This is a genomic window from Gordonia humi (assembly GCF_014197435.1).
GTDB lineage: Bacteria > Actinomycetota > Actinomycetes > Mycobacteriales > Mycobacteriaceae > Gordonia > Gordonia humi.
Window position 1 is genome coordinate 1,636,237 of record NZ_JACIFP010000001.1, and the last position, 24,650, is coordinate 1,660,886.

Below are 24,650 nucleotides of genomic sequence, written 5' to 3' on the forward strand. Positions count from 1 at the left end.
AGGTCCGTCAGCCGCCCGAATGCATGATCTCGGCGCCTTCGGGCACGATGTCCTCTTCCGGGTCGTCGAGCCATCCGTCGGGCAGAGCCACCGACGACGGCGATCCCTGGCGTCCGCGCGGGCCGTGCCCGTCGGCCGGGAACGGGACGTCGGCGTCGAGTCCGTCGATCAATCCGCGCAGGTCGTCGAGGGTTTTCACGAGCGAGAGCTGCGAACGCAGATCCGAGCCCGCGGGGAATCCGCGTAGATACCAGGCGATGTGCTTGCGGATCTCGCGCATGCCCTTGTCCTCGCCGTGGTGTGCGGCCAGCAGGCTGCCGTGTCGGAGCATGATCTGTCCCACTTCGCCGAGGTTCGGGGGCGTTGGCGCCTCGACGCCGCGCAGCCGGGCGGACAGTTCGGCGAACAGCCAGGGACGACCGAGGCAGCCGCGACCGATCACGACGCCGTCGCACCCGGTCTGCTCCATCATGGCGACGGCGTCGTCGGCCTCGAAGATGTCGCCGTTGCCCAGGACGGGCACGGAGGTCACATGCTCTTTGAGGCGGGCGATCTCGTCCCACACGGCGGTGCCCGAGTACCGCTGCGATGCGGTGCGCGCATGCAGTGCGACGGCCTGCGCGCCCTCGTCGGCGGCGATGCGTCCAGCGTCGAGGTGCGTGTGATGCTCGTCGTCGATACCGATGCGGAACTTGACGGTCACCGGGACGTCGGTGCCCTCGGTGGCCTTGACCGCGGCCGCGACGATGTTGCGGAACAGTCGGCGCTTATAGGGGATGGCCGAGCCGCCGCCGCGTCGTGTCACCTTGGGGACGGGACAGCCGAAGTTCATGTCGATGTGGTCGGCGAGGTTCTCGTCGACGATCATCTTCGCGGCCTTGTACGTGTACTCGGGATCCACCGTGTACAGCTGCATGGACCGCGGTGTCTCCGACGGGTCGAAGGTCGTCATGTGCATGGTGACGGGATGGCGTTCGACCAGGGCGCGGGCGGTCACCATCTCGCATACGTACAGACCGGACACGGTGCCGGTCCGCTCGGCTTCGAGTTCGCGGCACAGGACGCGGAACGCGACGTTGGTGACGCCGGCCATCGGTGCGAGGACGACCGGGCTGGACAGTTCGAACGGGCCGATACGCAACGGATCCCGACCGGTCAACACATCCGGTCGGGATTCGGCGGCGGCGAGGGTCGCGGTGCTCAGGACGCCTTCTTCTCGCGCTTGGCGGCCTCGCGTGCCAGGGCTCGGTCGCGCATCTCCTCGAAGCGCGTCGCGTCCTTCTCGAGCTGTTCGAGGAAGGCGGCCAGATCGTCGCGGGTCTTCTCGCCGTCCGGGGTGAAGTCGGTGCGGTCGAAGATGTTCCACTTGCGCAGGACGGGTGCGATCACCTCGTCGAGGTGCTGGCGCAGATCGTAGATGCCGTGCTTGGCCATGAGGACGCCGTGGCGGCGGAAGTTCGGCATGCCGGCACCGGGCATCTGGAAGTTGGTCACGATGTCGGTGACGGCCCGCAGGGTCTGGTCGGGGGCGATGTCCATACCCGCGCCGCAGATGTTGCGGTAGAAGATCATGTGCAGGTTCTCGTCGGCGGCGATGCGCTGGAGCATCTTGTCGGCGATCGGGTCGTTGCAGGCCTTACCGGTGTTGCGGTGGCTGACACGGGTCGCGAGCTCCTGGAAGGTCACGTACGCGACCGAGTGCAGCAGCCCGACCTCCTCGCCGTTCGCCTTCATCTCGTCGGCGCGGTCGGCGGCGGCGAGCATCGGGTCGTAGCCGTTGGTCATGTGGATCATGCGCGCCTGCTCGAGCGCGTTCGGGTCGACGCCGCGGGTCACCACGAGGTAGTCGCGCATCGCGATGCCGTGGCGGTTCTCCTCGGCGGTCCAGCGGCCGACCCAGTGGCCCCACGCGGAGTCCATCGAGAAGTTCTCGGCGATCACCCGGTGGTACGACGGGAGGTTGTCCTCGGTGAGGAGATTGGTGATCATCGCGGCCTTGGCGACCTCGTCGAGCTTGGACTGCTCGGGGTCGTAGTCGACCCCGCCGAGCGCGGCGAAGTTCTGGCCCTCGTCCCACGGCACGTAGTCGTGGGGGTTCCAGTCGCGGGCGGTCTTGAGGTGGCGGTTGACGTTGTTCTCGGCGACCGATTCGAGTTCCCGGAGGAGCTCGAGCTGTGTCAGTTCGCGTGCCATCGGTGGAATCCTCCGGTCGGTTCGGCGGTCGTGGTCGGGCGTGCGTCGGCCCGGGTCGCGGTCGACGTGCACTTATCCCTCCAGGCTACGTCAGTCGCCGACGCGCCCCAAGTTCATCGCCCACTGGTTTGTCTCACGTCACGGCGTCGATGTTACGGAACAGTAGGGTGGATCACGTCGGCGATGAGCGACGACTCGCCCGCGGCGTCGGCATCCACCGCGCGATCGCAGGTGCGGTGCTCACCCGATCACCGCGTCACCTCGTCCGCCCGAACATGGCCCCGGTGGTCTCCATCCATCGGCGGGCGGCGTCGTCGAGGGTGCCGAGTTCGGCAGCGCGGTCGCACCACTGCCGCGCCATGAGCCCGAACTTCATGGGGTTGTAGACGTCCTCTTCGCAGCTCCAGAGGCCGTCGCCGCCATAGGTGAGGATCGTGATGTTGGTGGCGGTGAACTGTGACCCGTCTCCGGGGTCGCGCATGGGATTGTCGACCTCGCAGATCACCCGGCCGGTCGACGGGTCGGTCACGTGCCACAGCGAGGGGTAGCCGGTCATGTGGCTGCCGGGGAAGGCGGTCATCGTCTTGTTGATCCAGGTGCGGATCTCGTCGCGGCCGTGCATCGTGCCGTAGGCGTGCTCGATGTAGTCGGCGTTCTCGGTGAACTGGTCTGCCCACACGTCCCAGTCGCGGTGGTCGGCGACCTCGGCGACGGTCTTCTGGAACTGGGCGAACGCGGCGTCGAGCTCCGCGGCGGTGAACGAGTCGGTCATACGGGCCGATCGTAGGGGACCGGCCGCGTGGGCGTCACGAGATCGGGCAGACGGGCCGGACTCGTCCGAGTCGTCGAACGGCGCGCGCCGAGTCATTCATCCGACCTGCACCGAATCGCCTGGTCGTCGTCTTCTACCGGTAGCATGCGGCGCATGTTCGAAGTGGGTGACGAGATCGCGGGGTACCGCGTCGAAGCCGTGCTCGGGGCGGGCGGAATGGGCGAGGTGTACCGCGCGGTGCATCCGCGTCTGCCGCGCAGCGACGCGCTCAAGGTCCTGCGGTCGGCGCACACCGGCGATCCGGTGGTGCGGGCGCGCTTCGAACGGGAGGCGGATCTCGTGGCTCCGCTCGTCCATCCCAACCTGGTGCGCGTGTACGACCGCGGCGTCCTCGACGACGTCCTGTGGATCGCCATGGAGTTGGTGCCCGGCACGGACGCGTCCAAGATCATCAAGCAGTCTCCCGGGGGACTCGACGCGCGTCTCGTCGCCAACATCGTCGACGGCGTGGCGGCGGCCCTCGACGTCGCGCATCGGCACGGTGTCCTCCACCGCGACATCAAGCCGGCGAACATCCTGATCACCCCCGGACAGGACCCGATCCGACCGGACGCGGTCAAGGTGACCGACTTCGGCATCGCCCAGGCTCTGGGGGATGCGGCGAGCGCACTGACCAGCACCGGTACGGCCGTCGGCACCATGCGCTACTGCTCGCCCGAGCAGATCGACGGGCGCGCGGTCGACGGTCGAGCCGATCTCTACTCCCTCGCGGCGACGGCGTTCGAACTGCTGACCGGCAGCTCCCCGTACGACGCGACGAGCCTGCAGGGCCTGATGACCGCGCACATGTTCGCCGAGCCGCCGCGCGCCAGCGAACGCAATCGCGGACTGTCGCCCGCGGTGGACGCGGTGATCGCGGCCGGGCTGGCGAAGGATCCCGCGCATCGGCCGCCCTCCTGTCTGGCCTTCGCGCAGGCGCTGCGGTCCGCGTTGTTCACCGGACGCGCACCGGCGGTGCCGCCGTCGTTCGCGAACACGCCGGGCGCGCCGGTGCACAACCCGACGCCGGGCGGATACGCGCCGCCCACCGGTGCCATGCGGCAGCCTCCCGAGCAGCCTGCCGCGACGACCCCCTGGTATCGCCGCGTGCCGGTGATCGCGGCCGCGGCCGTCGTCGTCGCCGCGGGCGTCGGGATCGGTGGCGGGTTCGCGTGGGCCGCGGGCGGTGGGCTGTCGACCCCGTCGCATCTCGAATCGACGGCGACGCCGAAGGGCGTCGAACTGTCCTGGGACGCCGTGCCCGACGCCGCCGAATACGTCGTGAAAGAGGACGACCAGGTGATCCGCACGACCAGCGACACCTCGTTCGTCGTCACCGACCCGTTCCCCGGGAGGCACACCTACGCGGTGGCGGCGCGGAGCACGACGAAGAAGGGCTCCGACTTCGCGTCGTCGGACCCGATCGATGTGAGTCTCACGTGGGGTGTGCTGTCGGACGTCGCGGCGCTGTACCCGGAACTGCTGCCCGCGACCCCGGTGAGCACCGGCGGATTCGACGGAATGAAGTGCGCCGGGGAGGCGACGATGGCGTCGGACAGCTATCCGGGGAAGATCATCACCTGCCAGAAGACGGACGGCGACACCACGGAGTTCTCGGTTCGGATCGGTGTGTTCGGCGATATGAGCACGGCGCAGAAGGCGGCCAACCGGCGAGTGCCGTTCACCAGCGACGGCGAGTACAACGAACTGTCGGCGCAGCACCGGAAGGGCATGATCTTCACCGGAGTGCAGGACGGCCAGTCGCGAGCGGTCTTCGAGTACACCGCCGAGGGCGAACCCCGCAGTCGCACATACGTCGAAGTCGCCTATCCCGGTACGACGAGTAAGAGACAGGCGCGCGAGACGCTCGGAAGGCTGCCGTTCTGATGACCGCACACTTCGCCGGGAACTCCCCGACACCCCGGACCGGCACGAATCGTCGCACGCTCGCGATCATCGCCGTCGCCGCGGTGGCGGTGCTGCTCGCCTGCCTGTTCGGCGTCCGTTTCGGCGTCGGAGGCGGCGGCTCGGTGGACGCTCCCACCGGTCTGACCACCTCGGCGTCGGACGACGGCGTCGCCGCCGCCTGGACGGGTGTCGGCGGAGCCGACGGCTATCAGCTCGTGCGCGACGACTCCGTCGTCGTCTACCAGGGCGCTGCGACGACGTATACGGACACCGAGGCGACGCCCGGCAAGCACCGGTACGCGGTGCGTGCGGTCGCCGACGACGTGCTGTCCGCGCCGAGCCCGACGAACGAGGCGACGGTCGGATCGAGCTGGGGCCGCTACACGCCGTTCGTCGCGCAGTTCCCGGACCTGCTTCCTCGGACGCTCGCGACCACGGGCTGGCGTGACATCGAGTGCGCATGGGTCCTGAACGGATTCGAGGAGGAGACGGGCGAGGCCGCGGACGGCAGCGGGAAGATCCTGGGCAAGGCGAGGATCGGCTGCAACGGCCCGGAGGTGGCCGTCGCGGTCGGATGGCTCCAGTCGAAGGCGGCCACCGACGCGGTGTTCGCCTCCGCATCGCGCAAGCCGGGTGCCGAAGCGATCAAATGGCGCTACGGGACCGGCTACTACGACGGCGCCAATCATGTGATGCATCTGCGGCCCGACACCCGTGACGACATCTGGATGGTCATCAACGCGAACGACGCGTCGAAGGACGAGTTGCTGACCTTCGCCAACGACATGCCGTTGGAATGAGGATCTCCGCGTGGGAGTCGCGCAGCGGGCACGTCGGCTCTCCGAATGAGGAGAACGGGCCGACCGTCGCCTCGTCGTGGGAGGATCGTCGCCGAAGCCGACCGCATCGCCGACGAGGTGGGGAGATCTGACGTGCGTAAGAACCTTCTGGCCGTGGGCGGCGGTGTCGCCGCGATCGCCGTCGTCCTGGGCGTCACCCTGTCCGGGGTGCTGACCCCGTCAGTCGACGGAACGGCTGTCCCGGATGAGCCGACTCGCGTGCTCAGCGACGTCGGCGCAGCGGGCCGCTCGCTGGCGAAAGCACCGTCCGCCGTCTTCAACGGCACCGTGACCATCGGCGATCGGGACACGTTGAGACTCGAGAACCTGACCGTCACGGCGACCGGCGAGACGACCGGAACCGTGATCCCGAAGCAGGGGCGCGCCGAACTCCTGCAGGTCGGCGACTCGACGTTCGTCAAGGCCGACGACGAGTTCTGGAAGGCGCAGCCGACGGTCCTGCCCGGCAGCGTGACCGACGTGACCGAAACGGCGGGCAAGTGGACGGCGGTTCCCCGAGACGTGTTCGGCATCGATCTGGGCGCCGTGCTTCTCCCGACCAGGCTCGGCCTCTCCGTCGATCAACAGGACGTCCGATACGGCGACGCGTACATCGGGGAGGAGTCGTCCGACGATCCGAATCAGCGGAACTCGCCGTCGCAGGACCCGGTCGGCGTCATGCGGCTCGACGTGGGTGAGGACGATGGCGGAGTGACCGGTGACCGTCGGTATCAGGCGGGCGAGATGACGATCGGCGTCGACTCCGACGGAGATCTGGTCAGCGTGCGCGGCCCCCTCGCCGCGAGCACTCGGGCAGTGGCGGCGGCGTCCGGCGACCTCACCGTCGCCATCAAGAACGCCGACGACACCCGCTCGACGTACGACGCCATGACGAGCACCGTCGGCGATCTGCGGGACGTTCCGCTCGGATTCATCGCGGTCACCGACCCGAAGGGCGACCTGAACTGCGCGTTCGGCGGCGACTGCGTGCTCGACTACACGATGGCCAACACGGTGCGCGGCGCCCTCTCCGGCGAGATCGCGGTGACGATCACATCCGAGTTCAAGGTCGACGGAGCGCCCCTGGGCACCTGCCGCGGAACCGGTCGGATGCCCGCAGGCGGTCGCGGCACGGTCACCTGCCGGATCGCCACCCGCGGGCGAGAGGGCAGCGTCGACTCGACGGCGAGGTTCACCGTCAGCGGCCGCGCCGACGTCGACACCGGCGCCCTCTCGACCGCGGTGCGCGCTCGCGCAGCCGCTGTGCGGGACTCGCTCGGCTGGGAGTCGACGACGCCGAAGGCCTCCGCTGCCGCGCGCCGCTACGACGCCCAGATCACCCGTGCCCCGTCCGGCTACGTCCTCCGGGTCGGCGACGTCGCATTCGACGGCCGGGAGTCCGACGGCACCCTGCTGTTGGTGTACGGCCCGGGATACGGGGAGCGCGTGCTCCCCGACGGCGGGTTCGCCGCATCGTGGTCCGGGACCGGGAAGCTGCTGGCCCAGGCGCGCGATGCGCGGGCGGCCGCCGCCGACGAGCCGGTCCGCATGGTGTTCGCCGAGCAGCCGGCCGCCGACGCCGCGCGGCGGCTCCTCGCCGAGAACGGCGTCGAGGGCGTCGACGTGGTCGACGTTCCCGCCGTCTGACGACGTGCGGGGGCGCTCGTCATTGCATCGAGCACTCAACTGTCCTAGTGTGCGGACCACCACACCATAGGAGGCGTCAGCCCGTGTCCGACCTCACACAAGTCCAACTCCTGACCGAACTCGAGCCCGCCGCAGAGAAAGAGCTCAACCGCCACCTGTCGCTCGCGCGCGACTGGCATCCTCACGACTACGTCCCCTGGGACGAGGGTCGCAACTTCGCGGCGATGGGCGGCGACGACTGGGATCCCGAGCAGTCGCGGCTCGATCCCGTCGCGAAGGCGGCGATGACGTTGAATCTCCTGACCGAGGACAACCTGCCGTCGTATCACCGTGAGATCACCGAGTACTTCTCACCCGACGGCGCGTGGGGCACCTGGGTCGGCCGGTGGACCGCGGAGGAGAACCGCCACGCCATCGTCATGCGCGACTACCTGGTCGTGACTCGCGGCGTCGACCCCGTGGCCCTTGAGAACGACCGCATGACCAATATGACCAAGGGGGCCCACTCCGACGATCTGAGCGGGCTGCTCCGCGGCGTCGCCTATGTCGCGGTGCAGGAGCTCGGCACCCGGGTGAGCCACAAGAACACCGGCAAGGCGTGCAACGATCCGGTCGCCGACAAGATGCTCCAGCGCATCGCCGCCGACGAGAACCTGCACATGATCTTCTACCGCAACATCTGCGCGGCAGCTCTCGATCTGGCGCCCGATCAGGCGGTCGAGGCGATCACCGGCGTCGTCACCAACTTCGACATGCCCGGCATCGGCATGCCGAACTTCCGCAAGATGAGTCTGATGATGGCCAAACACGGCATCTACGACGCCCGGCAGCATCTCGACGACGTCGTCTGGCCGGTGCTGCGCAAGTGGAGGATCTTCGAGCGCGACGATTTCACCGGCCGTGGTGAGAAGGCGCGCGACGAGCTCGCCGCATGGCTCGAGCAGGCCGAACTCGATGCTCGCCGGTTCGAAGAGCAGCGCGACCGATTCCTGGCGCGCGAGGCCGCGAAACGGGAGAAGGCGAGCGCCTGACGCGCAGTCGCACAGGCCTGGACCGAGCGGAGCCGCACGCGGATCGAGCGTGGGGCTCCGCTCGGTTCGTATCGACACCCGGTTCCGTGCCGAGCCGCGTGACCGCCCGCCGCGTCGTGGGCCGACAGGACTACTCTGAGAAAGTGTGTCGCGGGTCTCGGCTCCGGTTCTCCTGAGCCGAGTCGACGTGCTCGACCAGAGCGGTTCCGGTCGCGGCGCACCACGTGGTCGGTGTGAGTACGAAGGGGTCGGTATGGAGAGGTTGAGCGGGCTCGACGCGTCGTTCCTGTACTTGGAGACGCCGTCGCAGATGATGAACGTCGCCGCCATTCTGCAGTTGGATCCGTCGACCGTCCCCGGGGGATACACCTTCGACACGATGCGCGCGGAGATGGCGCGACGTGTATCGGCCATCCCCTCGCTGCGCCGTAAACTCACCGACTCGCTCACCAACTTCGATCACCCCGTCTGGATCGAGGACGAGGACTTCCGGATCGAACGCCACGTGCACCGGATCGCCGTGCCGTCGCCCGGCGGGGTGCACGAGATGGCCCAGATGTGCAGCCATCTGATCGGTCAGATGCTCGACCGCAAGAAGCCGCTGTGGGACATGTGGATTCTCGAGGGCATGCAGGACGGTCGCATCGCGGTCATGTTCCGCATGCACCACGCGTGCGTCGACGGCGCGACCGTGGCCGACATACTCGGTGAACTGGCGACCGACTCGCCCGAGTCGCCCGAGCTGGATCCGGAGAAGGTCACCGCGTCGGCGGGGGAGGCCAAGCGGGTCGATCTCGCGGTGGGCGGTGTCGTGAACGTGTTCCTGCAGCGTCCGTTGGCCGCACTGAAGCTGATCCCGAAGACGGTGCCGGTCCCGTTCGAATGGTTCAAACGCGTGCGCAGCGGCCAGGGCATGCCCGCGCCGTTCCTGGCGCCGCAGACCCGGTTCAACGCTCCGCTCACCGCGCGGCGCTCCATCGCGTTGACACAGCTGCCGCTCGCGGACGTCAAACGCGTCAAGGAACATTTCGGCGTCAAGGTGAACGACGTCGTCCTCGCCATGGCGGGCGGTGCGCTGCGCGAGTATCTCGAGTCGCACGACGAACTGCCCGACGATCCGACGGTCGGCCTCGTACCGGTCTCGGTGCGCGGCGCCGAGGAGAAGGACCTGGTCAAATCGGGGACCAACAAGGTGACCGGCATGTTCACCCGGCTGCCGTCGAACGTCGCCGACCCGGTGGACCGGCTGCGGGTGGCCCGCGAGTACGCCAACCTGTCGAAGGCGCACCTGCACGAGATCGACGACAACATGCTCCGGGCGTTCGCCGAGTTCGCCCCCGGCAACTCGCTGGCGCTTCTCATGCGTCTGTACGGCGATCGTCGTGTGGCGGCCCTGCATCCGCCGATCTTCAACGCGGTGGTCTCGAACGTCGCCGGTCCGGCCGGCGACATGTACCTGCTCGGCGGCCGCGTGGAATCGGTGTACCCGTTGGCTCCGATCTTCCACGGGCTGGGACTGAACATGACGGTGTTCTCGGCCGCGGGCGAACTCAATGTGGGCCTGTTGACCTGCAACGACCTCGCCAACGACATCTGGAGTCTGGCGGACGCCTTCCACGACCAGCTCGATCTGCTCGTGGCCGCGGTCGAGCGTGGCGAGACGCTCGATGCGGGCGCCTGACGTGGGCGTGATCGCCGTCTACGCGGCCGTCCCCGCGGGTGTCGCGGGTCGGCTCGGCGATGTCGATCCCGACGAGGTCGGTGACTACATCGACCGGGTCCTGGGGGAGGGCGCGCCGTCGGTCGACATAGACGAGACGTGGGACGGACTGCACTTCCTGCTCGCCGGTCGACCGGCGACGGACCCCGTCGAGGACGACGCGCTCAGCGAGGCCGTCGTCGGCGTGTACGAGTTCGACAGCGACGTCATCGTCGGCGTGACTCCGGTCGCGGAGCTGGCACGGATCGTCGACGCGCTCGAGGCGGTGGACCTCGACGGACTGCTCGGCGACGTCGACTGGTCCGCGTTCGCGGCCGCCGACGTCTATCCGGGCGGGTGGAACCCCGACGCGGTCGGCACGCTGCGCGACGTCTTCGCCGACGTGCTGAACATCCATCGGCTCTGCCTGGCCGACGGACTGGACCTCATGGTCGCGATCAGCTGAGACGACGCGCCGCGGGAGTGCCGAGCGCACCGCGGGCTCACGTGTCCGGTTCTCACCGGCGGGCGGCGTCTCGGCCGTGTCGGAGCAGCGGCCTACTCGCCGTGGAGTTCGCGCAGCCAGGCGGTCGACGGCGCGTCAGAGGGCGAACGCCAGTCGCCCCGCGGCGAGAGGGAGCCGCCGGAGCCGATCTTCGGGCCGTTGGGCATCGCGGTCCGTTTGAACTGGTTGGACATGAATCGCTTGAGGAACACCTCGAGCCAGCGGGTGATGGTCTCGTCGTCGTACTGATTGCGCTGCTCCTGCGTCATCATGTCCGACCACTCACCGCGTGTCCTGTCGCCCCACGCCTGCCGGGCGAGGTAGGCGACCTTCGACGGCCGGTATCCGAATCGCGTCAGGTAGTAGAGGAAGAAGTCGTGCAGCTCGTACGGGCCGACGGTGTCCTCGGTGCTCTGGACGTTGCCGTCGGCGTCCGCGGGCACCAGTTCCGGAGAGATGACGTCGTCGACGATCTCGGCCAAGGCGTCGATCGTCTCGGTCGGGTAGCCGCCGGTGGCGATCTTCCAGCGGATCAGATGCTGGATCAGGGTCTTGGGCACCGAACCGTTGACGTTGTAATGCGACATCTGGTCGCCGACGCCGTATGTGCACCAGCCGAGTGCGAGTTCGGACAGGTCGCCGGTGCCGAGGACGATGCCGCCCAGGTGGTTCGCGAGGCGGAACAGGTGCGAGGTGCGTTCGCCGGCCTGCACGTTCTCGAACGTCACGTCGTAGACGGGCTCGCCGTCGGAGAAGGGGTGCCCGAGATCCTTCAGCATCTGGATGCACGACGGCCGGATGTCGAGTTCGTTCCCGGTCACCCCGAGCGAGTCCATCAGGACGTGGCTGCGGGCGAGCGTCGCGTCGCCGGTGGCGAACCCGGGCATCGTGTACGCGTGGATGTCGCTGCGGGGCAGGCCGAGGAGGTCGAAGGCCGCTACCGCGACGAGGAGGGCGAGCGTCGAGTCGAGCCCGCCGGACACACCGATGACGATCTTGCGGATGCCGGTCGCGTTGAGGCGTCCGACGAGACCCTGCACCTGGATGTCGAGGACCTCGCGGCAGCGTTGATCGCGGTCGGCGACACCGGTCGGAACGAACGGGAAGCGCGCCACGGTGCGCCGCAGATCGTCGACGTCGTCCGGCTCCGCCTCGAACGGGATGCGCCGCAGTTCGCGCGCGCGGTCGGCGAAGTCGCCGACCTGATCGCGCATGGAGATCATCCTCGATCGTTCCTGGCGGATGCGGTCGAGGTCGATGTCGGCGACGATCAGCTGCGGGCCCATCGCGAACGTCTCAGATCGCGCGAGGATCGTGCCGTTCTCGGCGATCAGCGCGTCGCCGTCCCAGGCGAGGTCGGTGGTCGACTCGCCGAATCCGGACGCCACGTACAGGTGAGCCGCGACATTGCGTGCGGAATGGCTCGCGGCGAGCGTCCGGCGGTACTCCTCCTTGCCGATCGTGACGGGGCTGCCCGACAGATTGATCAGCAGCGACGCGCCGGCCAGCGCGGCCCACGTCGACGGCGGGATCGGCACCCAGCCGTCCTCGCACACCTCGGCGTGAAAACGCAGTCCGGGGACGTCGACGGCCTCGAAGATCAGATCGGCGCCGAACGGGACCTCGTGGTCGCCGAGCGTGACGGTGTCGACGACGGCGTCGCGAGCCGCCGCGAAGTACCGCTGCTCGTAGAACTCTCGGTAGTTCGGCAGATACGACTTCGGTGCGACGCCCAGCACCTGTCCGTCGTGGATCACGACCGCGCAGTTGTAGAGGGCGTCGTCGATGCGCAGCGGTGCACCGACCAGCACGACGGGGCTGTGCCGCCGCGTTGCCTCGACGACCTGCATGAGCGCGTCCATCACGTCGTCGAGCAGGGCGTCCTGCTGGACGAGGTCGTCGACGCTGTACCCGCAGAGACCGAGTTCGGGGAACGCGACGAGCGCGGCGCCCTGCTCGTGCGCACGGGCGATCAGTTCGACGGTGCGCGAGGCGTTCTCGATCGGATCGGCGAGAGCGACGGGAGGGACGGCGGCCGCGATGCGGGCGAAACCATGTGAGTAGACCGACACAGGTACAGGGTAGTGGGAGGCCGCGCTGTCCGGGGATGCGCGCCGCCGGGTCCGGCGGCGGGTTCGTGGCCGTGGTCCGATTCGTGGTCGCTGTGACGGGGCTCGCTCCCGATCGCGTGCGACGATGGAGAGGATTCCGCATTCGCCTCGAGCAGGGAGTTCTGATGTCCGGTTTGTTCAAGCGGTCGGTCCTCGTGGCCGTGATGGTCGCCGTCGTGGCGCTGATCGGCGGCCTCGTCGCCGGTCCGGCGTCGGCGCATTCGGCGCGCGTGGGGGAGTCGCCGAAGAACGGTGCGTCGATCTCGACGGCGCCCGACCGGGTCACCCTCACCTTCAACGAGGATCTGCAGGAGGCGTACGCCACGCTCAAGGTGGTCGGCCCGGACGGCAACTTCTGGCAGAAGGGCGAGCCGGTCATCGACGGCCGCGACATCTGGGTCGGGATCGACGGACTCGGACCGACAGGCGAGTACAAGGTGAACTACCGGGTCACCTCGGCCGACGGTCACCCGGTTCAAGGACAGACGACGTTCACTCTGACCACGGCGGGCCAGGGCACGCCCGGCGCGGCCGTGCCGGCCGACTATCAGGCGCCCGAGGAGTCGAGCGGAGGCTTCCCGGTGTGGGCGATCGTGCTGATCGTCGTGGTGGTCCTGCTCGTTCTCGGCGGCGTCGTCGCATTCACGGTGACCAGACGCCGCAAGTGATCCGCGCCCGCGTCGCCGTCGGCAGCGCGGCCGTCGTCGCGGTGATCGCCGGTGTGACGCTCACCTGGCTCCTCGCCCGCCCCGACGGACCGCAGATGTCGGCGTGGGCCGACGGCCTCGCGCTCGCGGCGGTCAGCCTGCTGTTCGGCCTGGGCATGTCGACGGTGGTCGATGTGGAGCCGTCGCCCGGCGTCATCGCGGTGGTCGCCGCTCTGTGGGGAGCGTTGTCGCTGATCGCGGCGTGGCTGCAGGTGGCCCAGCGCGCGGGCATCGGCGCGTTCGACGTCGGACTCGGGGACTTCACCACCGGCGTCGACTCCGGGCTGCCCGTCCTGGTCTGCGTGCTCGGCGCGCTGATCGTTCTCGGCTGGGCGTGGTGGACGACGCGTAGCTCCGCGTCGGACAACACCTACGTCGTCGCCGCGATCGCCGCCGTCGGCATCCTCATCGTGTCCATCACGGGGCATGCCGGACAGTCGGCGTGGGTGCCGCTCGTCGTCGCCGTACACGCTCTCGCCGCGGCGTGGTGGGTCGGCACCATCGGCGCCCTGATCGCGACGGTCCGGGGCCGTGGAGGTTGGGCGCGTTCGCTGCCGGAGTTCTCCCGGCGCGCGCTGCCCGTCGTCGCGGTGCTCACCGTGACCGGCGTCGTCGCGGCTCTCGCCGAGATCGGTGTCGGCGCGCAGTGGTGGGACACCGGTTACGGGCGGATTCTGGTCGCCAAACTCGTCGCGTTGGCCGTGGCCGTCGCGCTGGCGAGGTGGCATCGGAGCAGGTGGCTGGCCAAGGCCGCCCGACACGGTGTGGACGAGACGACGTCGATCCGCAACGCAGGCGTGGAGCTCGCGCTGCTGACCGTCGTGATCGGTCTGGCCGCGGGGCTGGCCACCACGGGGTAGGGACGGCGTTCGATCAGTCCCAGGCCGTCAACAGTGTGTCGATGATCTCGACGGCGTAGTTGAGGCCGCTCAGATGACTCTGGGCGGGCAGCGTGTGCAGCGTCGCGTTCGGCAGGAGGGCCGCCATGTGGGCGCCGTGCTCGTACGGAACGATGTTGTCGGCGTCGCCGTGCCACCAGTCGATCGGCGCCTCGACGTCGCCGATGCGGAAGCCCCAGTCCCGGACGAACAACCGCAGGTCGGCGAACGGCGCGTCCATGCGGCGGCTGCCACCGTGCAGGAGATCGTCGAGGAACATGGCGCGGAACTCGGGGCGTCCCAGCAGTTCTCGGTCGGCCTCGGGCGACAGTCGGGCGTACAGGCTGATCGCCGGATCGGCGATCGGGCGGGCGACCGACAGGATGCTGCTCAGCGCCTTGCCGATCGGATGACCGGCCACGTCGATCAGCGGCACCGCGTGCCGGGCGATGCCCATCGCCCCGCCCTCGATCGCGTCGGGACCGGTGACCGGGGCGACGCCGCCCACGATCCCGGTCGAGACCACCCGGTCGGCGAGCACATGCGACACCGCCAGCGAGTACGGTCCGCCGCCGGACAGACCGATCACCGAGAACCGGTCGACGCCGAGTGTGTCGAGGACGAGTTGGAAGTCGTGGGCGAAGTCGGCGATGCACGAGTACGAATGAACGGTCGACGAACCGACGCCGGGGCGGTCGAGGCCGATCAGGCGGAAGCCGCGTCGTTCGGCGTATTCGCGCGCCTCCGTGGGGATCTGCCGACGAGCGCCGGGCGTTCCGTGCAGCCAGACGATGGTCGGTCCGCCGGGTGCGCCGAACTCGGAGAAGCCCATGCGGCGTCGTCGTTTGTCGCCGACGGCGATGGAGCCCTCGAGTTTCGGCCGATCGATGGGGATCACGACGGCTGAGTATGTCAGAAGAACGAGCCGATTGATACGGATTCACAGAATCGTCCAAGGTGTTCGGGGTAGTTTCGGTCGCATGATCGAATCCAGGATTTCGGGGGACGGCGATTCGCGCACAGGCGGCGTTCGGGCGGCGGCCGCCGGTCACTTCGGCACGATGAAACGTGCGGTTCGTCATGCGGTGAAGCCGTATCCGATCCGCGACCTGCCGGACGGGCGTCGTCTCGAGCTCCCCGGGCGCGGCACCACCTACATCACCGAGTCCGGGCCGGCCGACGCGCCGACGGTGTTCCTGCTCCACGGAGTGAGCACCTCGGGGATCCTCGGCTGGTACCCGGCGATTCCCGCTCTGAACAGTGATTTCCACGTCGTCACCATCGACCAGCGCTGGCACGGGCGCGGCATCCGCTCGTCGGAGTTCACGCTCGTCGACTGCGCGGACGACGTGGCCGCCGTCGCCGATCGACTCGGGGTGGACCAGTTCACCGCGGCGGGGTTCTCGATGGGCGGCGGCATCGCTCAGTTGGCCTGGCAACGTCATCGCGACCGGGTGGCCGGCCTGGTGCTGTGCTCCACCGGCCCGTACTTCTCCAGCATCGACCCCGACCGGCTGGCGTCCGAACAACGGATCAGCAAGGCGCTCAAGGTGATCGACAAGATGATGCCGACTCCGTCGGACGCTACGCTGGACGACTGGCAGGGCAACCACCTCAAGTGGGGGATCGCGCAGATGACGTCCACCCGGCTCGGTGATCAGGGAACGTTCGCGACCGCGATGTCGCACTTCGACTCGCGGCCGTGGCTGGCGGAGATCGACGTGCCGACCGCCGTCGTCGTGTCCACCCGCGACAAGGTGGTTCAACCCGAACGGCAGCAGTTGCTCGTCGACGGCATCCCGGGAGCGCAGCGGTTCGACGTCGACGGCGGTCATGCCTGCTGCGTGCTCGGTGCGGAGGCCTTCGTTCCCGAGTTGTCCAAGGCGGTGCACGCAGTGGCGTCGTTGAAATCGGTGAGTTGACGCCCCTGCCGACGGCGATCCGTCATCGGCGCGCGAGCACAGCACTGATCCCGGTGCTGCTCACGCCTTGCGACGCGGCCACCACATGGTGTCGCCGAGCAGCACCATCGTCGCCGGAACCAGATACGACCGGACCACGAGGATGTCGAGCAACAGTCCGAGCCCGATGGTGAAACCGATCTGCACCAGATTGAGGGTGGTCCCGCTCATCAGGGCGAACATGGTCAGCGCGAACACGATTCCGGCCGTGGTGATGACGCTGCCGGTGCTGCCGAAGCCGCGGATCATCCCGGAGGTCATACCGCGCCCGGCGGCCTCCTCGGCGATTCGGGATGCGAACAGCATGCTGTAGTCGGCGCCGACCGCGATCAACGCCATGAACGAGACCGGGGCGACCGACCAGTCGAGGGGGATCCCGATGATGTGCTGCCAGACCAGGGTGCTCAGGCCCAGGACCGCCGCGAACGAGACGATCACCGTCCCGACCAGCACCAGCGGTGCGACGACACTGCGCAACAACACCGCGAGCACCACGGTCACAGCGATGACCGCGACGAGACCGAACACCAGGAGGTCGCGGTCGAGCTGGTCGTTCATGTCCGCGGACAGCGACGCCAGACCGGTGTTGGACACCTCGGCGTCTTTCAGACCGGTCTCGGCCAGTGCCTTGCGTGCGGCGGGCGCGAGATCTCTGCTGCGAGCGAGCGCCTCGGAACCGTACGGGTTGACGTCCCAGGTCACGAGCATGCGTGCGGAGCGGCCGTCGGGTGAGATGAGCAGTCGAGCGCCTTCGACGAATCGTGCGTCCTTCATCGCCTCGGGCGGCAGATAGAACCCGCGGCCCGCCCCGGACGAGGTCGCCGCGCTCATCGTCGACAGGTAGTCGGTGGCCAGATCCAGACCCTCGTGCAGTCGATCGGTCAGAGCGGTGATCTGATCGGTGCCGTCCTGGACCTGGTGCAGACCGTCGGACAGCTGTGTCATCCCGGCCGACAGTTCGCCGACGCCCGCGGTGAGCCGGGCGAGATCGGCGCGGATCTGGTCGGGGGTGCGGCCGTCGAGTCGCCCGAGAAGCGACTGGAGTCGGCCGAGCAGGTCTTTCAACGGGGCGATCGACTGCTGGACGCGACGCGACGTCTCGGCGGGTACCGACGCCGCGCCGCGGAGCTGTGTCAGCGTGCGACGGGCCTGGCCGCCCGTGGCCTCGTCGAACCGGTCGAATGCCGCTCGGGCCGCGGCGCAGGCTGGATCGGCCGAGCACGACGCCGGGCTGCGGGATTCGATCAGCGGCCCGAACAGGTCGTCGAAGCCGTCGAGGGCGGGCTGTGCCGCCGCTGCGGCTCGTCGCAGTTGAGCGACGGCGGGTGCGATCCGGTCGAGGCCGGTCCGCAGCTCGTCGGCGGCGGCGGTCAGATCCTGGCGTCCGTCGGTCGCGGCGTCGACCACGCGCTGCGCGGACTCCATCGCGTCCAGGACGCCGCCGGCCATGGTCACCACCTGGTCTGTGCCGTCGACGAGTTCGGGCATGCGGGCCTTCGCCTCGTCGGCCCCGGCTGTGAGCTGTCGGACGCCGGACGCCAGTCGCAGCAGATCGGGCCGGGCCTCACCGAGTTGCTTCGATGCGTCGTCGAGTCGGTCACCGACCTGGCCGGGCACGTAGCCCGCCGCCGACTCGGCGAGCGGCTTCCCGTCGGGTCGGGTGATGGAACGGACCGTTGCGACGCCGTCCACGCGTGAGACGGCGTCGGCGGCCAGCTCCATGGCGGCGAGGTCGGCGGTGTTGCGGAGATCGTGATCGGATCGTATGAGCACGTACTCGGGTGCGATCGCGTTGACGCCGAAGTGCTTGTACACCGCGTCGTAGCCGCGGGTCGATTCGTTCGCGTGGACGAACATCGACGACTCGTCCCAGTTGCGTTGCTGGGTCAGCAGGATCGCCGCGCACGATACGAGCAGGACGAGGGAGGCCAGCGCGTAGACGCCCGCGTGCCGGATGATCCGGGCGCCGCGGCGGCGCCACCGCTTCTCCGACGACGGGCCGGGCTCGGCCAGACCTCGTCGCCCGGCCAGCGACAGGAGCGCCGGTGGCAGGGTGAGCGCGATGAGAAGAGCGATGACGACGGCGATCGCCGTGGGCGGTCCGGCGGTGCGGAACATGCCGATGCTGGTGAACGCCATCGACGTGCACGCGGCCGCGATCGTCAGGGCGGAGGCGATGAGGATCGGAGCCGTGCGCCCGCTCGCCGCGGCCACCGCGTCGCCGACGGGCAGGCAGCGGCGTCGTGCCTCGTGGTACGACGACAGGGTGAAGATCGCGTAGTCGGTCACCGCGCCGAGGACGAGCGCCGTCATGATCGCGATGGTGAAGTTCGACATCGGGAGCCAGCCGTGGCCGCCGAGGAACGAGACGATCGGACGGGTCACCGCCAGTCCGACGCCGAGTGTGATCAACGGGATCGCGGCCGTCGCGAACCGGCGGTAGACGAGGAACAGGATCAGCGTGATCAGCGCGACGGACACTCCGGTGATGATCAGCAGCGACACATCGATCGCCGAGAACAGGTCGGCGAGCGTCGCGGTGGGGCCGGTGTAGTACGTCTGCAGTCCCGCGGGTTTGTCGGCGGCCGCCATCTCGGCCCGAATCCCTTGCGCCGCATGGTGAGCGCGCGTGGACCCGACGGACCCCTCGGCTGCGACGAACAGGGTGAGCGCTTTGCCGTCGGGGCTGGCGGCGGCCTCGCGCGTCACCGGATGCCCGGCGAAGTCGACGAGATAGGCGACGTCGGAGCTGTCGGTCAGACGGGTCACCAGACGTCGGTAGTAGGCCTCGTCGTCGGGGCCGAGGCCGTCGTCGTTCACCAGGACGATGCTGCTGACGGCGTTCGAGGGCGGTGCGTCGAAGTCGCGCGACATCTGTTCCAGATTCTTGTTCGCGGGCAGCGACCGGGGCAGGAAGTCGGCGGAGGTCTGCGAGACCGTGGTCTCCAACTGCGGGACCGTCACGTTCAATGCTGCGGCGAGCAGCACCCAGAAGGCGAGCACGATCCATGCGTGACGGTGGACGAACGCGCCGACGCGGGTGAACGTACGGCTGGAACCGTGGGCCATGCGGACTCCTGAGGTCAGGACTGATGAGTTAAATGAAACCGTAAGTTACAGAGACTGAATGTTCTACTGTGTCGGTCGTCACGGAGTGGTTTTCGGGTCGGGGTGTGCGGGTCGAGTCGGCCGGGTATGTAAAGTGAAACCGCTGCATCACGCGGCATGCCCCTATAGCTCAGTTGGTAGAGCTACGGACTTTTAATCCGCAGGTCGTAGGTTCGAGCCCTACTGGGGGCACGGTGCGATGCCGGGTCGGAGATGGTTTCTCCGACCCGGCATTGCATGTTTCGGGGTGCGGACGCCCTCCCGTCGTCCTATTGCTCGCGTCTTGTCCCAGCTGCTCGTGTCGAGGGCGCCGCCGGGGTCGACGCCTCTGGTTTCGAGTGCCGCCGTGTCTCGAACTGCTTGCGGCGCTTGCCGAATCCGGTGCGGCCCGAGCTGTCCGAATCGGGCCGGAAACAATCCCCGACCTCGCGATTTGTGTTTTTTGAAGTGCGTGCCATAAAGTTGTCATCGCTCCCAGCGGGAACAGCAACACCGGCCCCCTTCGTCTAGCGGCCTAGGACGCCGCCCTTTCAAGGCGGTAGCGCGGGTTCGAATCCCGTAGGGGGTACGCAGATCGATCTCGGATCGAGAAGCTCCACCGAATACCGATTCGGTGAAACGGAGTGGATCGGCTAAGCTCGAAAAGCAACAAAAGAAGTGAATATGGCCCTGTGGCGCAGTTGGTTAGCGCGCCGCCCTGTCACGGCGGAGGTCGCGGGTTCGAGTCCCGTCAGGGTCGCTTGAGGTTCGGTTTTCAGCCGACCCTCCACTGGCCAGGTAGCTCAGTTGGTACGAGCGTCCGCCTGAAAAGCGGAAGGTCGTCGGTTCGATCCCGACTCTGGCCACTTAGGGTCCCCTAACTTGCGTTTATGCAGGTTAGGGGATCTTTTGTATCTTCTGCTCAGCCTGTCCCGGCTAGTGTTCTTCATACTCTGATGGGGCCATTATGGGGCCACCACCAGATTACTCCTCCGCTGTAGGATCGATCAGCTTGTCGAGAGCCGTACCGATCCTGTCGAGCTCATCGTCGTAAAGGTCCGCATACGTATGCGCAGTCACCGTGATCGATGCATGGCCCATCGCGACCTGGAGTAGTCGTAAATCCGCGCCCGCTGATCGGGCCAGGGAGGCGTATGTGTGACGGAGATCATGAATTCTCAGATTTGGATAGCCGATCTCGGCCGTTCGCTCCCGCCAGCCTACCGCCCTCACCCAGTTCTCGCGGCTCAGACGCGCTCCACGCGGCGACATCACCACAGGCGCACTCCGAGGCCGCCCCGCCGTCAAATCGCGCAGCAGAGGCACCAGGGCACCCGGAATCGGCACCGTGCGCCTCCCTGCCCTCGACTTCGTCGCTCCCGCCGTCAGCTTCCCCCCGACCTGAGTCATCGACCGCCGAACCGCAATCCTTCTACGCGCCAGATTTACGTCACCGACGTTCAGGCCCGTCAGCTCACCCCATCGCAAGCCGGTGTAGGCGAGGATCGTCACCACATAGCCTTGGTCACCGCACACCGCAGCGAGGCCCTCCACCTCGTCAGCGGTCAGGTAGACGTGATCGGCTTCCACCAGTTTGGGAAGCACAGCGAGCCGTGCAACGTTCCGGACAGCGAGACCTTCCGCGATCGCATGGTCGAGGACCTGTGCGAGAACCGAATGCCTCCACCGGATTGTCCGTGGAGCCGCGTCCATACCGTTGATCCACTCCTGCACGGCCCGTCGATCCACTCGGGATACCGGCCACGACCCAAAAGCCGGTTCGACGTGGAGCCGCCAATTGTCTTCGAAACCCCTCTTGACCTTAGCCGTTACATCCTGGCGCGTCGCAATCCAGTCGTCGTACACCGACCGGAGCTCCACATCATCGCCCCTACGGGGATCGATAAATCGTCCCTGGTGCTTGGCCGTCGTCAGTTCCGCCTCGAACGCTCGCGCCGCACGCTCAGATGTGAAACTTCGCCGCCGTTTCCGACGATCCGGCAGCCGCCACTCGACCCGCCACCTCGGGCCCTGCTTCGTCTCATACTTTTCGATCGTCACCGAGATTCCCGTCTCTAGATAGAAAATTCGGGGGGCCAAAGCTGGCCCCCCGAACCGTTCATTCGCCGATCTCAGCCATGCCGCCCCGGCACTTCGACCCGCCGCGACTCCAGCCACTTCTCGACGTCGGAGCGTCGCCAGTAGCGACGGCGACCGAGGTTGTAGTGCACGGGACCTTTCGCAGCAGCACCGTGTTCAGCCGCCTGCGCCCACTCGTGCAAAATCGATCTCGATTGCCGCGTCAGCGACGCCACCTCTTCCACAGTCAAAAAGTCGTCATCATTCGTCACTGCGCATCACCTCCTTTCGCTCTCCATGTCCACGACCTCGGCAAACTTTTTGACGAGTCGACTTTCTAGGGCTGCCGCGCGACCGCTTCGCGCTCGCTTGCCATCGATCATCTCGACCCCCTAGTGTCGCGTGTCGTTAGATAGTTTATGGTTGTGCTTTCTTCAGGATTTCGTCGGCGGTCGTGGTCCAGACGAAGGGGTGTTTGCGGTCGTTCCAGCCGTTGATAAAGGCGCGGATTTTGGCGTTGAGGTCTTTGACTGAGGTGAAGACGCCGCGGCGGATGGCTTGGCGGTCGATGATGCCGAACCAGACTTCGACGAGGTTGAGCCAGGAGCCGGAGGTCGGGGTGAAGTGGATGTGAATGTTCGGGTGCTGCTCGAGCCAGTCGCGGACTTCAGCCTTTTTATGGGTGGCGTAGTTGTCCATCACCAGGTGTAGTTCCCGGTTGCCGTAGGCGCGGTCGATCTGCCGCAGGAACGCCAGGAACTCCTGGTGGCGATGTCGTGGCTTGACGGCTGCGGTGACTTGTCCGGTCGCGATCTCCAACGCGGCGAACAGTGTGGTGGTGCCGTGTCGTTTGTAGTCGTGGGTGCGGCGTTCGATCTGTCCCGGCTGCATCGGGAGCATCGGTGCGGTCCGATCCAGGGCCTGGATCTGGGATTTCTCGTCCACGCACAGTACGATCGCGTTCTCCGGTGGCTCCAGGTACAGGCCGACGACGTCGGTGACCTTGGCGACCAGTTCGGGATCGGTGGAGAACTTGAAGGTTCCCGACCGCCACGGCTGAACCCCGTATTCGCGCCAGGCACGGGCAACGGTGGCGTTCCCGATCCCCAAATGGCCGGCCAACAGGCGTGAGGACCAGTGCGTGACGCCGTACTTCTTCGGCGGTGGCATCAACGTAGCCGAAACGACCTCGGCATGATCGAGATGCCGCGGACGGCCCGGTCGGTCAGCATCGAGGAGGCCGTCCAGGCCGCCATGAAGATAGCGGTCACGCCATTTGAGGACCGTCGGCACCGACGTCCCGACCACCTCGCTGATCCGCGTGTTCGCCACACCCGCAGCCGCCAGCGACACGATCCGCGCACGCCGCACCAGGCCCGCCGACGTCGAGGTCGACCGCAACAGCCGGTCCAGTTCAGCAGCATCGCCCTCACGCAATTGCAGCGCCGGGGCCGGAGAATTCGCCATATCCCATTATCGCAAGCCGCAAACCATCAACTCATTAACGACACGCGACACTAGACGGGCTCGAACGAGCGATGAACGAGGCAGGGGAGAAGGCGGACGAGCTGCATGAACTCTCGCCGCTGCCAATGCTGCTGGACGAGAACGAGCGACGACAAGCGACCCGTGACGCGATCGCACAAGAGCAGCGCGACCGCCGTCGGTGACCCGCCTAGCCTCGCCATATAGCGACCGCCCGGTAGGCAGATGTCATGTATAACGAAGAGTGCTGGTGGGGAGATGGTCAAAGCCTTGTAAAAATCTCCCCGCCAGCGCATGACGTCAGCACGACACGAGTCGATAGCACGCAGCGGTCACCACAGGGCGACCGCCCGCGCGACCGATACGCCGAAATCGGGACCCGAATTCACGCACGCGAAGCCGCCGACCATGCCGCCGCCCCCGAGTAGTGTTCGACGGGAACGACATCGGCGGGTGCGCCGTGAACCGTCCGCCCGAGGTCGCCCCCGTTCGCGCCGTCGCACAACGACATTCGGGTGAACCGCAGCCGGGTATACCGCGCCCGGCGGGTAGACGGCCCGCGACCGCGACCACCGCCTCATCACCCGCTTAGCGCGAATGAAATCGACCGTCGAAAGGGTCACCGAGGACGCGACCCGCGACAAACCCCAATAACCCCAAAACCTACCTGGGCCGTCGCCGCGTCCTCGCCACGCCTCCGGCACAAAGTGCTGATACTCCTTGCCGGATGATTCCGAATCGCCCTGCGCCGCACCATGCTTCGCGAAGTACACTGCTAGCCGCTTCGGGTCCGACGCACGAAGGCCTTCCACAACACTCACCGACCGACGCAAGACCTCACGATGACGGCGACGATGCTCGCGGTCGGGGTGGCCGACAACCTCCGACCACGCCGCCGCCAACCACTCCGAAAAGCCACCCGGCGTCTCCGCCACGACCTCATCAACCCACACAGGGGCTCGATGGGTCGCGAAAAATTCGTCCGCCGCTGCCTCTGTCGTAAACGACCGCTGACGGGCGACCGTCCCCTGATCTCGATCGGTCGTAGACGTCGCTTGACGCCATGACACGCGGAACAGCCCGGAAGCGGAGCGCGCCAACCTGGTCGACGACGCACTCGCGATCGGGCGCTCCACGCACGCCCAACCGTTCCGCTCAGTCGGCATCGCCAACCACACATGAAAATGCGGTGCTCGGCCGTCATCCCGTCCCCGATACGGCACCGGGTCGCAGCCCTCACACCCACAACGGGCCGAACGCCGACCCTGGAACTCGAGCTTCCACACAGCCGAAATCGCGCCGTATCGGCGCTCGAAACGATGCCGGAACGCATCCAAATGCTTCTTAACAGTCGGACCATCCGGCGCAACCCGCAACCAGCACCCCGGGTACGTCAGCGTCACCATGCACGGGATGCCGCTCGCCCCGATGATCGGCGAATAGTCGAGCTCTGCAAGCGCTTTCACCATGCTCGCGCGCGACTTTCGGCTCCACTCGGTGATTTCGCGGGTGGATTCACCGCGCTCTGACAGGTGTACTGCGCCCGCCGCCGACGCTGCCGCCCGCATCAACCCGCGCTGCGTCTCCGCCGTGAGCACGTCCCACCACAACGACACCGAACGACCGCCTAACGCCGGGAACTCCGACCTCCGCACGCCTCCGATCACACCTGACGGCCCGCCCTCTATCCAAGCTCGCAGCACCGACGC

The 24,650-nt window shown here is 67.6% G+C and carries 19 protein-coding genes and 4 tRNA genes; 14 read left to right on the top strand and 9 right to left on the bottom strand.

The features are described from left to right. Positions 1-7 precede the first annotated feature (7 nt). From dusB to BKA16_RS07645, 3 genes are all read right to left on the bottom strand, one after another. Complete coding sequence (gene dusB, locus BKA16_RS07635) at positions 8-1,159, bottom strand: tRNA dihydrouridine synthase DusB (protein WP_281378459.1); 1,152 nt, start codon at positions 1,157-1,159, stop codon at positions 8-10. Between the two features lie 41 nt (positions 1,160-1,200). Continuing rightward, entirely contained in the window at positions 1,201-2,193 is a 993-nt protein-coding gene (locus BKA16_RS07640; RefSeq protein WP_183370105.1) for an acyl-ACP desaturase, read from the bottom strand. A 256-nt stretch (positions 2,194-2,449) separates the two neighbouring features. Further along, a complete protein-coding gene (locus tag BKA16_RS07645; RefSeq protein WP_183370106.1) occupies positions 2,450-2,965 on the bottom strand; it encodes a nuclear transport factor 2 family protein in 516 nt (171 codons plus the stop codon). Positions 2,966-3,118: 153 nt separating this feature from the next. Between BKA16_RS07645 and BKA16_RS07650 the strand changes: the two genes are divergently transcribed. The 6 genes from BKA16_RS07650 (at position 3,119) to BKA16_RS07675 (ending at position 10,594) form a co-directional block, all read left to right on the top strand. Further along, positions 3,119-4,891: a serine/threonine-protein kinase gene (locus BKA16_RS07650; RefSeq protein ID WP_183370107.1), complete on the top strand. Its 1,773-nt coding sequence runs from the start codon at positions 3,119-3,121 to the stop codon at positions 4,889-4,891. Then, complete coding sequence (locus BKA16_RS07655) at positions 4,891-5,712, top strand: hypothetical protein (protein ID WP_183370108.1); 822 nt, start codon at positions 4,891-4,893, stop codon at positions 5,710-5,712. Before BKA16_RS07650 ends, BKA16_RS07655 begins: the two co-directional genes overlap by 1 nt. 132 nt (positions 5,713-5,844) lie before the next feature. Next, positions 5,845-7,398 (top strand): hypothetical protein, encoded by a 1,554-nt coding sequence (locus BKA16_RS07660; RefSeq protein WP_183370109.1) that lies wholly within the window; start codon positions 5,845-5,847, stop codon positions 7,396-7,398. 83 nt (positions 7,399-7,481) lie between these two features. Further along, entirely contained in the window at positions 7,482-8,429 is a 948-nt protein-coding gene (locus BKA16_RS07665; RefSeq protein ID WP_183370110.1) for an acyl-ACP desaturase, read from the top strand. 253 nt (positions 8,430-8,682) lie between these two features. After that, the gene (locus tag BKA16_RS07670; protein ID WP_183370111.1) at positions 8,683-10,110 is read left to right on the top strand and encodes a WS/DGAT/MGAT family O-acyltransferase; all 1,428 of its coding nucleotides are present in this window, start codon (positions 8,683-8,685) and stop codon (positions 10,108-10,110) included. Then, positions 10,097-10,594, top strand: coding sequence for a DUF1877 family protein (locus tag BKA16_RS07675; protein WP_183370112.1), 498 nt, complete (start codon positions 10,097-10,099; stop codon positions 10,592-10,594). Before BKA16_RS07670 ends, BKA16_RS07675 begins: the two co-directional genes overlap by 14 nt. 92 nt (positions 10,595-10,686) lie before the next feature. Here BKA16_RS07675 and BKA16_RS07680 read toward each other — a convergent pair whose 3' ends face one another. Further along, entirely contained in the window at positions 10,687-12,705 is a 2,019-nt protein-coding gene (locus BKA16_RS07680; RefSeq protein WP_183370113.1) for an NAD(+) synthase, read from the bottom strand. A gap of 164 nt (positions 12,706-12,869) precedes the next feature. On the opposite strand from BKA16_RS07680, the gene BKA16_RS07685 reads away from it, so the two are divergent. Together BKA16_RS07685 and BKA16_RS07690 are read left to right on the top strand one after the other, a co-directional pair. Next, positions 12,870-13,412: a copper resistance CopC family protein gene (locus BKA16_RS07685; protein WP_183370114.1), complete on the top strand. Its 543-nt coding sequence runs from the start codon at positions 12,870-12,872 to the stop codon at positions 13,410-13,412. After that, entirely contained in the window at positions 13,409-14,311 is a 903-nt protein-coding gene (locus tag BKA16_RS07690) for a CopD family protein (protein ID WP_183370115.1), read from the top strand. Before BKA16_RS07685 ends, BKA16_RS07690 begins: the two co-directional genes overlap by 4 nt. Before the next feature lie 13 nt (positions 14,312-14,324). On the opposite strand, the gene BKA16_RS07695 is transcribed toward BKA16_RS07690, so the two are convergent. Next, the gene (locus BKA16_RS07695) at positions 14,325-15,227 is read right to left on the bottom strand and encodes an alpha/beta fold hydrolase (protein ID WP_183370116.1); all 903 of its coding nucleotides are present in this window, start codon (positions 15,225-15,227) and stop codon (positions 14,325-14,327) included. Between the two features lie 163 nt (positions 15,228-15,390). Here BKA16_RS07695 and BKA16_RS07700 point away from each other — a divergent pair, with 163 nt between their 5' ends. Beyond that, a complete protein-coding gene (locus tag BKA16_RS07700; protein WP_183372949.1) occupies positions 15,391-16,251 on the top strand; it encodes an alpha/beta fold hydrolase in 861 nt (286 codons plus the stop codon). A 60-nt stretch (positions 16,252-16,311) separates the two neighbouring features. Here BKA16_RS07700 and BKA16_RS07705 read toward each other — a convergent pair whose 3' ends face one another. Continuing rightward, positions 16,312-19,359, bottom strand: coding sequence for an MMPL family transporter (locus BKA16_RS07705; protein ID WP_183370117.1), 3,048 nt, complete (start codon positions 19,357-19,359; stop codon positions 16,312-16,314). Positions 19,360-19,517: 158 nt separating this feature from the next. Here BKA16_RS07705 and BKA16_RS07710 point away from each other — a divergent pair. The 4 genes from BKA16_RS07710 (at position 19,518) to BKA16_RS07725 (ending at position 20,243) form a co-directional block, all read left to right on the top strand. After that, positions 19,518-19,590 (top strand) — tRNA-Lys (locus tag BKA16_RS07710). A 303-nt stretch (positions 19,591-19,893) separates the two neighbouring features. After that, positions 19,894-19,966, top strand: a tRNA-Glu gene (locus tag BKA16_RS07715). Between the two features lie 97 nt (positions 19,967-20,063). Continuing rightward, positions 20,064-20,137, top strand: a tRNA-Asp gene (locus BKA16_RS07720). 32 nt (positions 20,138-20,169) lie between these two features. Continuing rightward, a tRNA-Phe gene (locus BKA16_RS07725) sits at positions 20,170-20,243 on the top strand. Positions 20,244-20,361: 118 nt separating this feature from the next. Here the strand turns inward: BKA16_RS07725 and BKA16_RS07730 are convergent. From BKA16_RS07730 to BKA16_RS07740, 3 genes are all read right to left on the bottom strand, one after another. Next, the gene (locus tag BKA16_RS07730; protein WP_183370118.1) at positions 20,362-21,438 is read right to left on the bottom strand and encodes a tyrosine-type recombinase/integrase; all 1,077 of its coding nucleotides are present in this window, start codon (positions 21,436-21,438) and stop codon (positions 20,362-20,364) included. Between the two features lie 71 nt (positions 21,439-21,509). Next, positions 21,510-21,728, bottom strand: a complete 219-nt coding sequence (locus BKA16_RS07735) for a helix-turn-helix transcriptional regulator (RefSeq protein ID WP_343067319.1) — start codon at positions 21,726-21,728, stop codon at positions 21,510-21,512. 145 nt (positions 21,729-21,873) lie between these two features. Next, entirely contained in the window at positions 21,874-22,923 is a 1,050-nt protein-coding gene (locus BKA16_RS07740) for an IS630 family transposase (RefSeq protein ID WP_183369113.1), read from the bottom strand. A 71-nt stretch (positions 22,924-22,994) separates the two neighbouring features. On the opposite strand from BKA16_RS07740, the gene BKA16_RS24065 reads away from it, so the two are divergent. After that, complete coding sequence (locus BKA16_RS24065; RefSeq protein ID WP_281378395.1) at positions 22,995-23,126, top strand: hypothetical protein; 132 nt, start codon at positions 22,995-22,997, stop codon at positions 23,124-23,126. The last annotated feature ends 1,524 nt before the right edge of the window (positions 23,127-24,650 follow it).

Coding starts and splice junctions, on each gene's coding strand:
- BKA16_RS07640 (WP_183370105.1), bottom strand. CDS start 2,193: ATGGCACGCGAACTGACACAGCTCGAGCTCCTCCGGGAACTCGAATCG.
- BKA16_RS07645 (WP_183370106.1), bottom strand. CDS start 2,965: ATGACCGACTCGTTCACCGCCGCGGAGCTCGACGCCGCGTTCGCCCAG.
- BKA16_RS07650 (WP_183370107.1), top strand. CDS start 3,119: ATGTTCGAAGTGGGTGACGAGATCGCGGGGTACCGCGTCGAAGCCGTG.
- BKA16_RS07655 (WP_183370108.1), top strand. CDS start 4,891: ATGACCGCACACTTCGCCGGGAACTCCCCGACACCCCGGACCGGCACG.
- BKA16_RS07670 (WP_183370111.1), top strand. CDS start 8,683: ATGGAGAGGTTGAGCGGGCTCGACGCGTCGTTCCTGTACTTGGAGACG.
- BKA16_RS07675 (WP_183370112.1), top strand. CDS start 10,097: ATGCGGGCGCCTGACGTGGGCGTGATCGCCGTCTACGCGGCCGTCCCC.
- BKA16_RS07685 (WP_183370114.1), top strand. CDS start 12,870: ATGTCCGGTTTGTTCAAGCGGTCGGTCCTCGTGGCCGTGATGGTCGCC.
- BKA16_RS07700 (WP_183372949.1), top strand. CDS start 15,391: ATGAAACGTGCGGTTCGTCATGCGGTGAAGCCGTATCCGATCCGCGAC.
- BKA16_RS07705 (WP_183370117.1), bottom strand. CDS start 19,359: ATGGCCCACGGTTCCAGCCGTACGTTCACCCGCGTCGGCGCGTTCGTC.
- BKA16_RS07740 (WP_183369113.1), bottom strand. CDS start 22,923: ATGGCGAATTCTCCGGCCCCGGCGCTGCAATTGCGTGAGGGCGATGCT.
- BKA16_RS24065 (WP_281378395.1), top strand. CDS start 22,995: ATGAACGAGGCAGGGGAGAAGGCGGACGAGCTGCATGAACTCTCGCCG.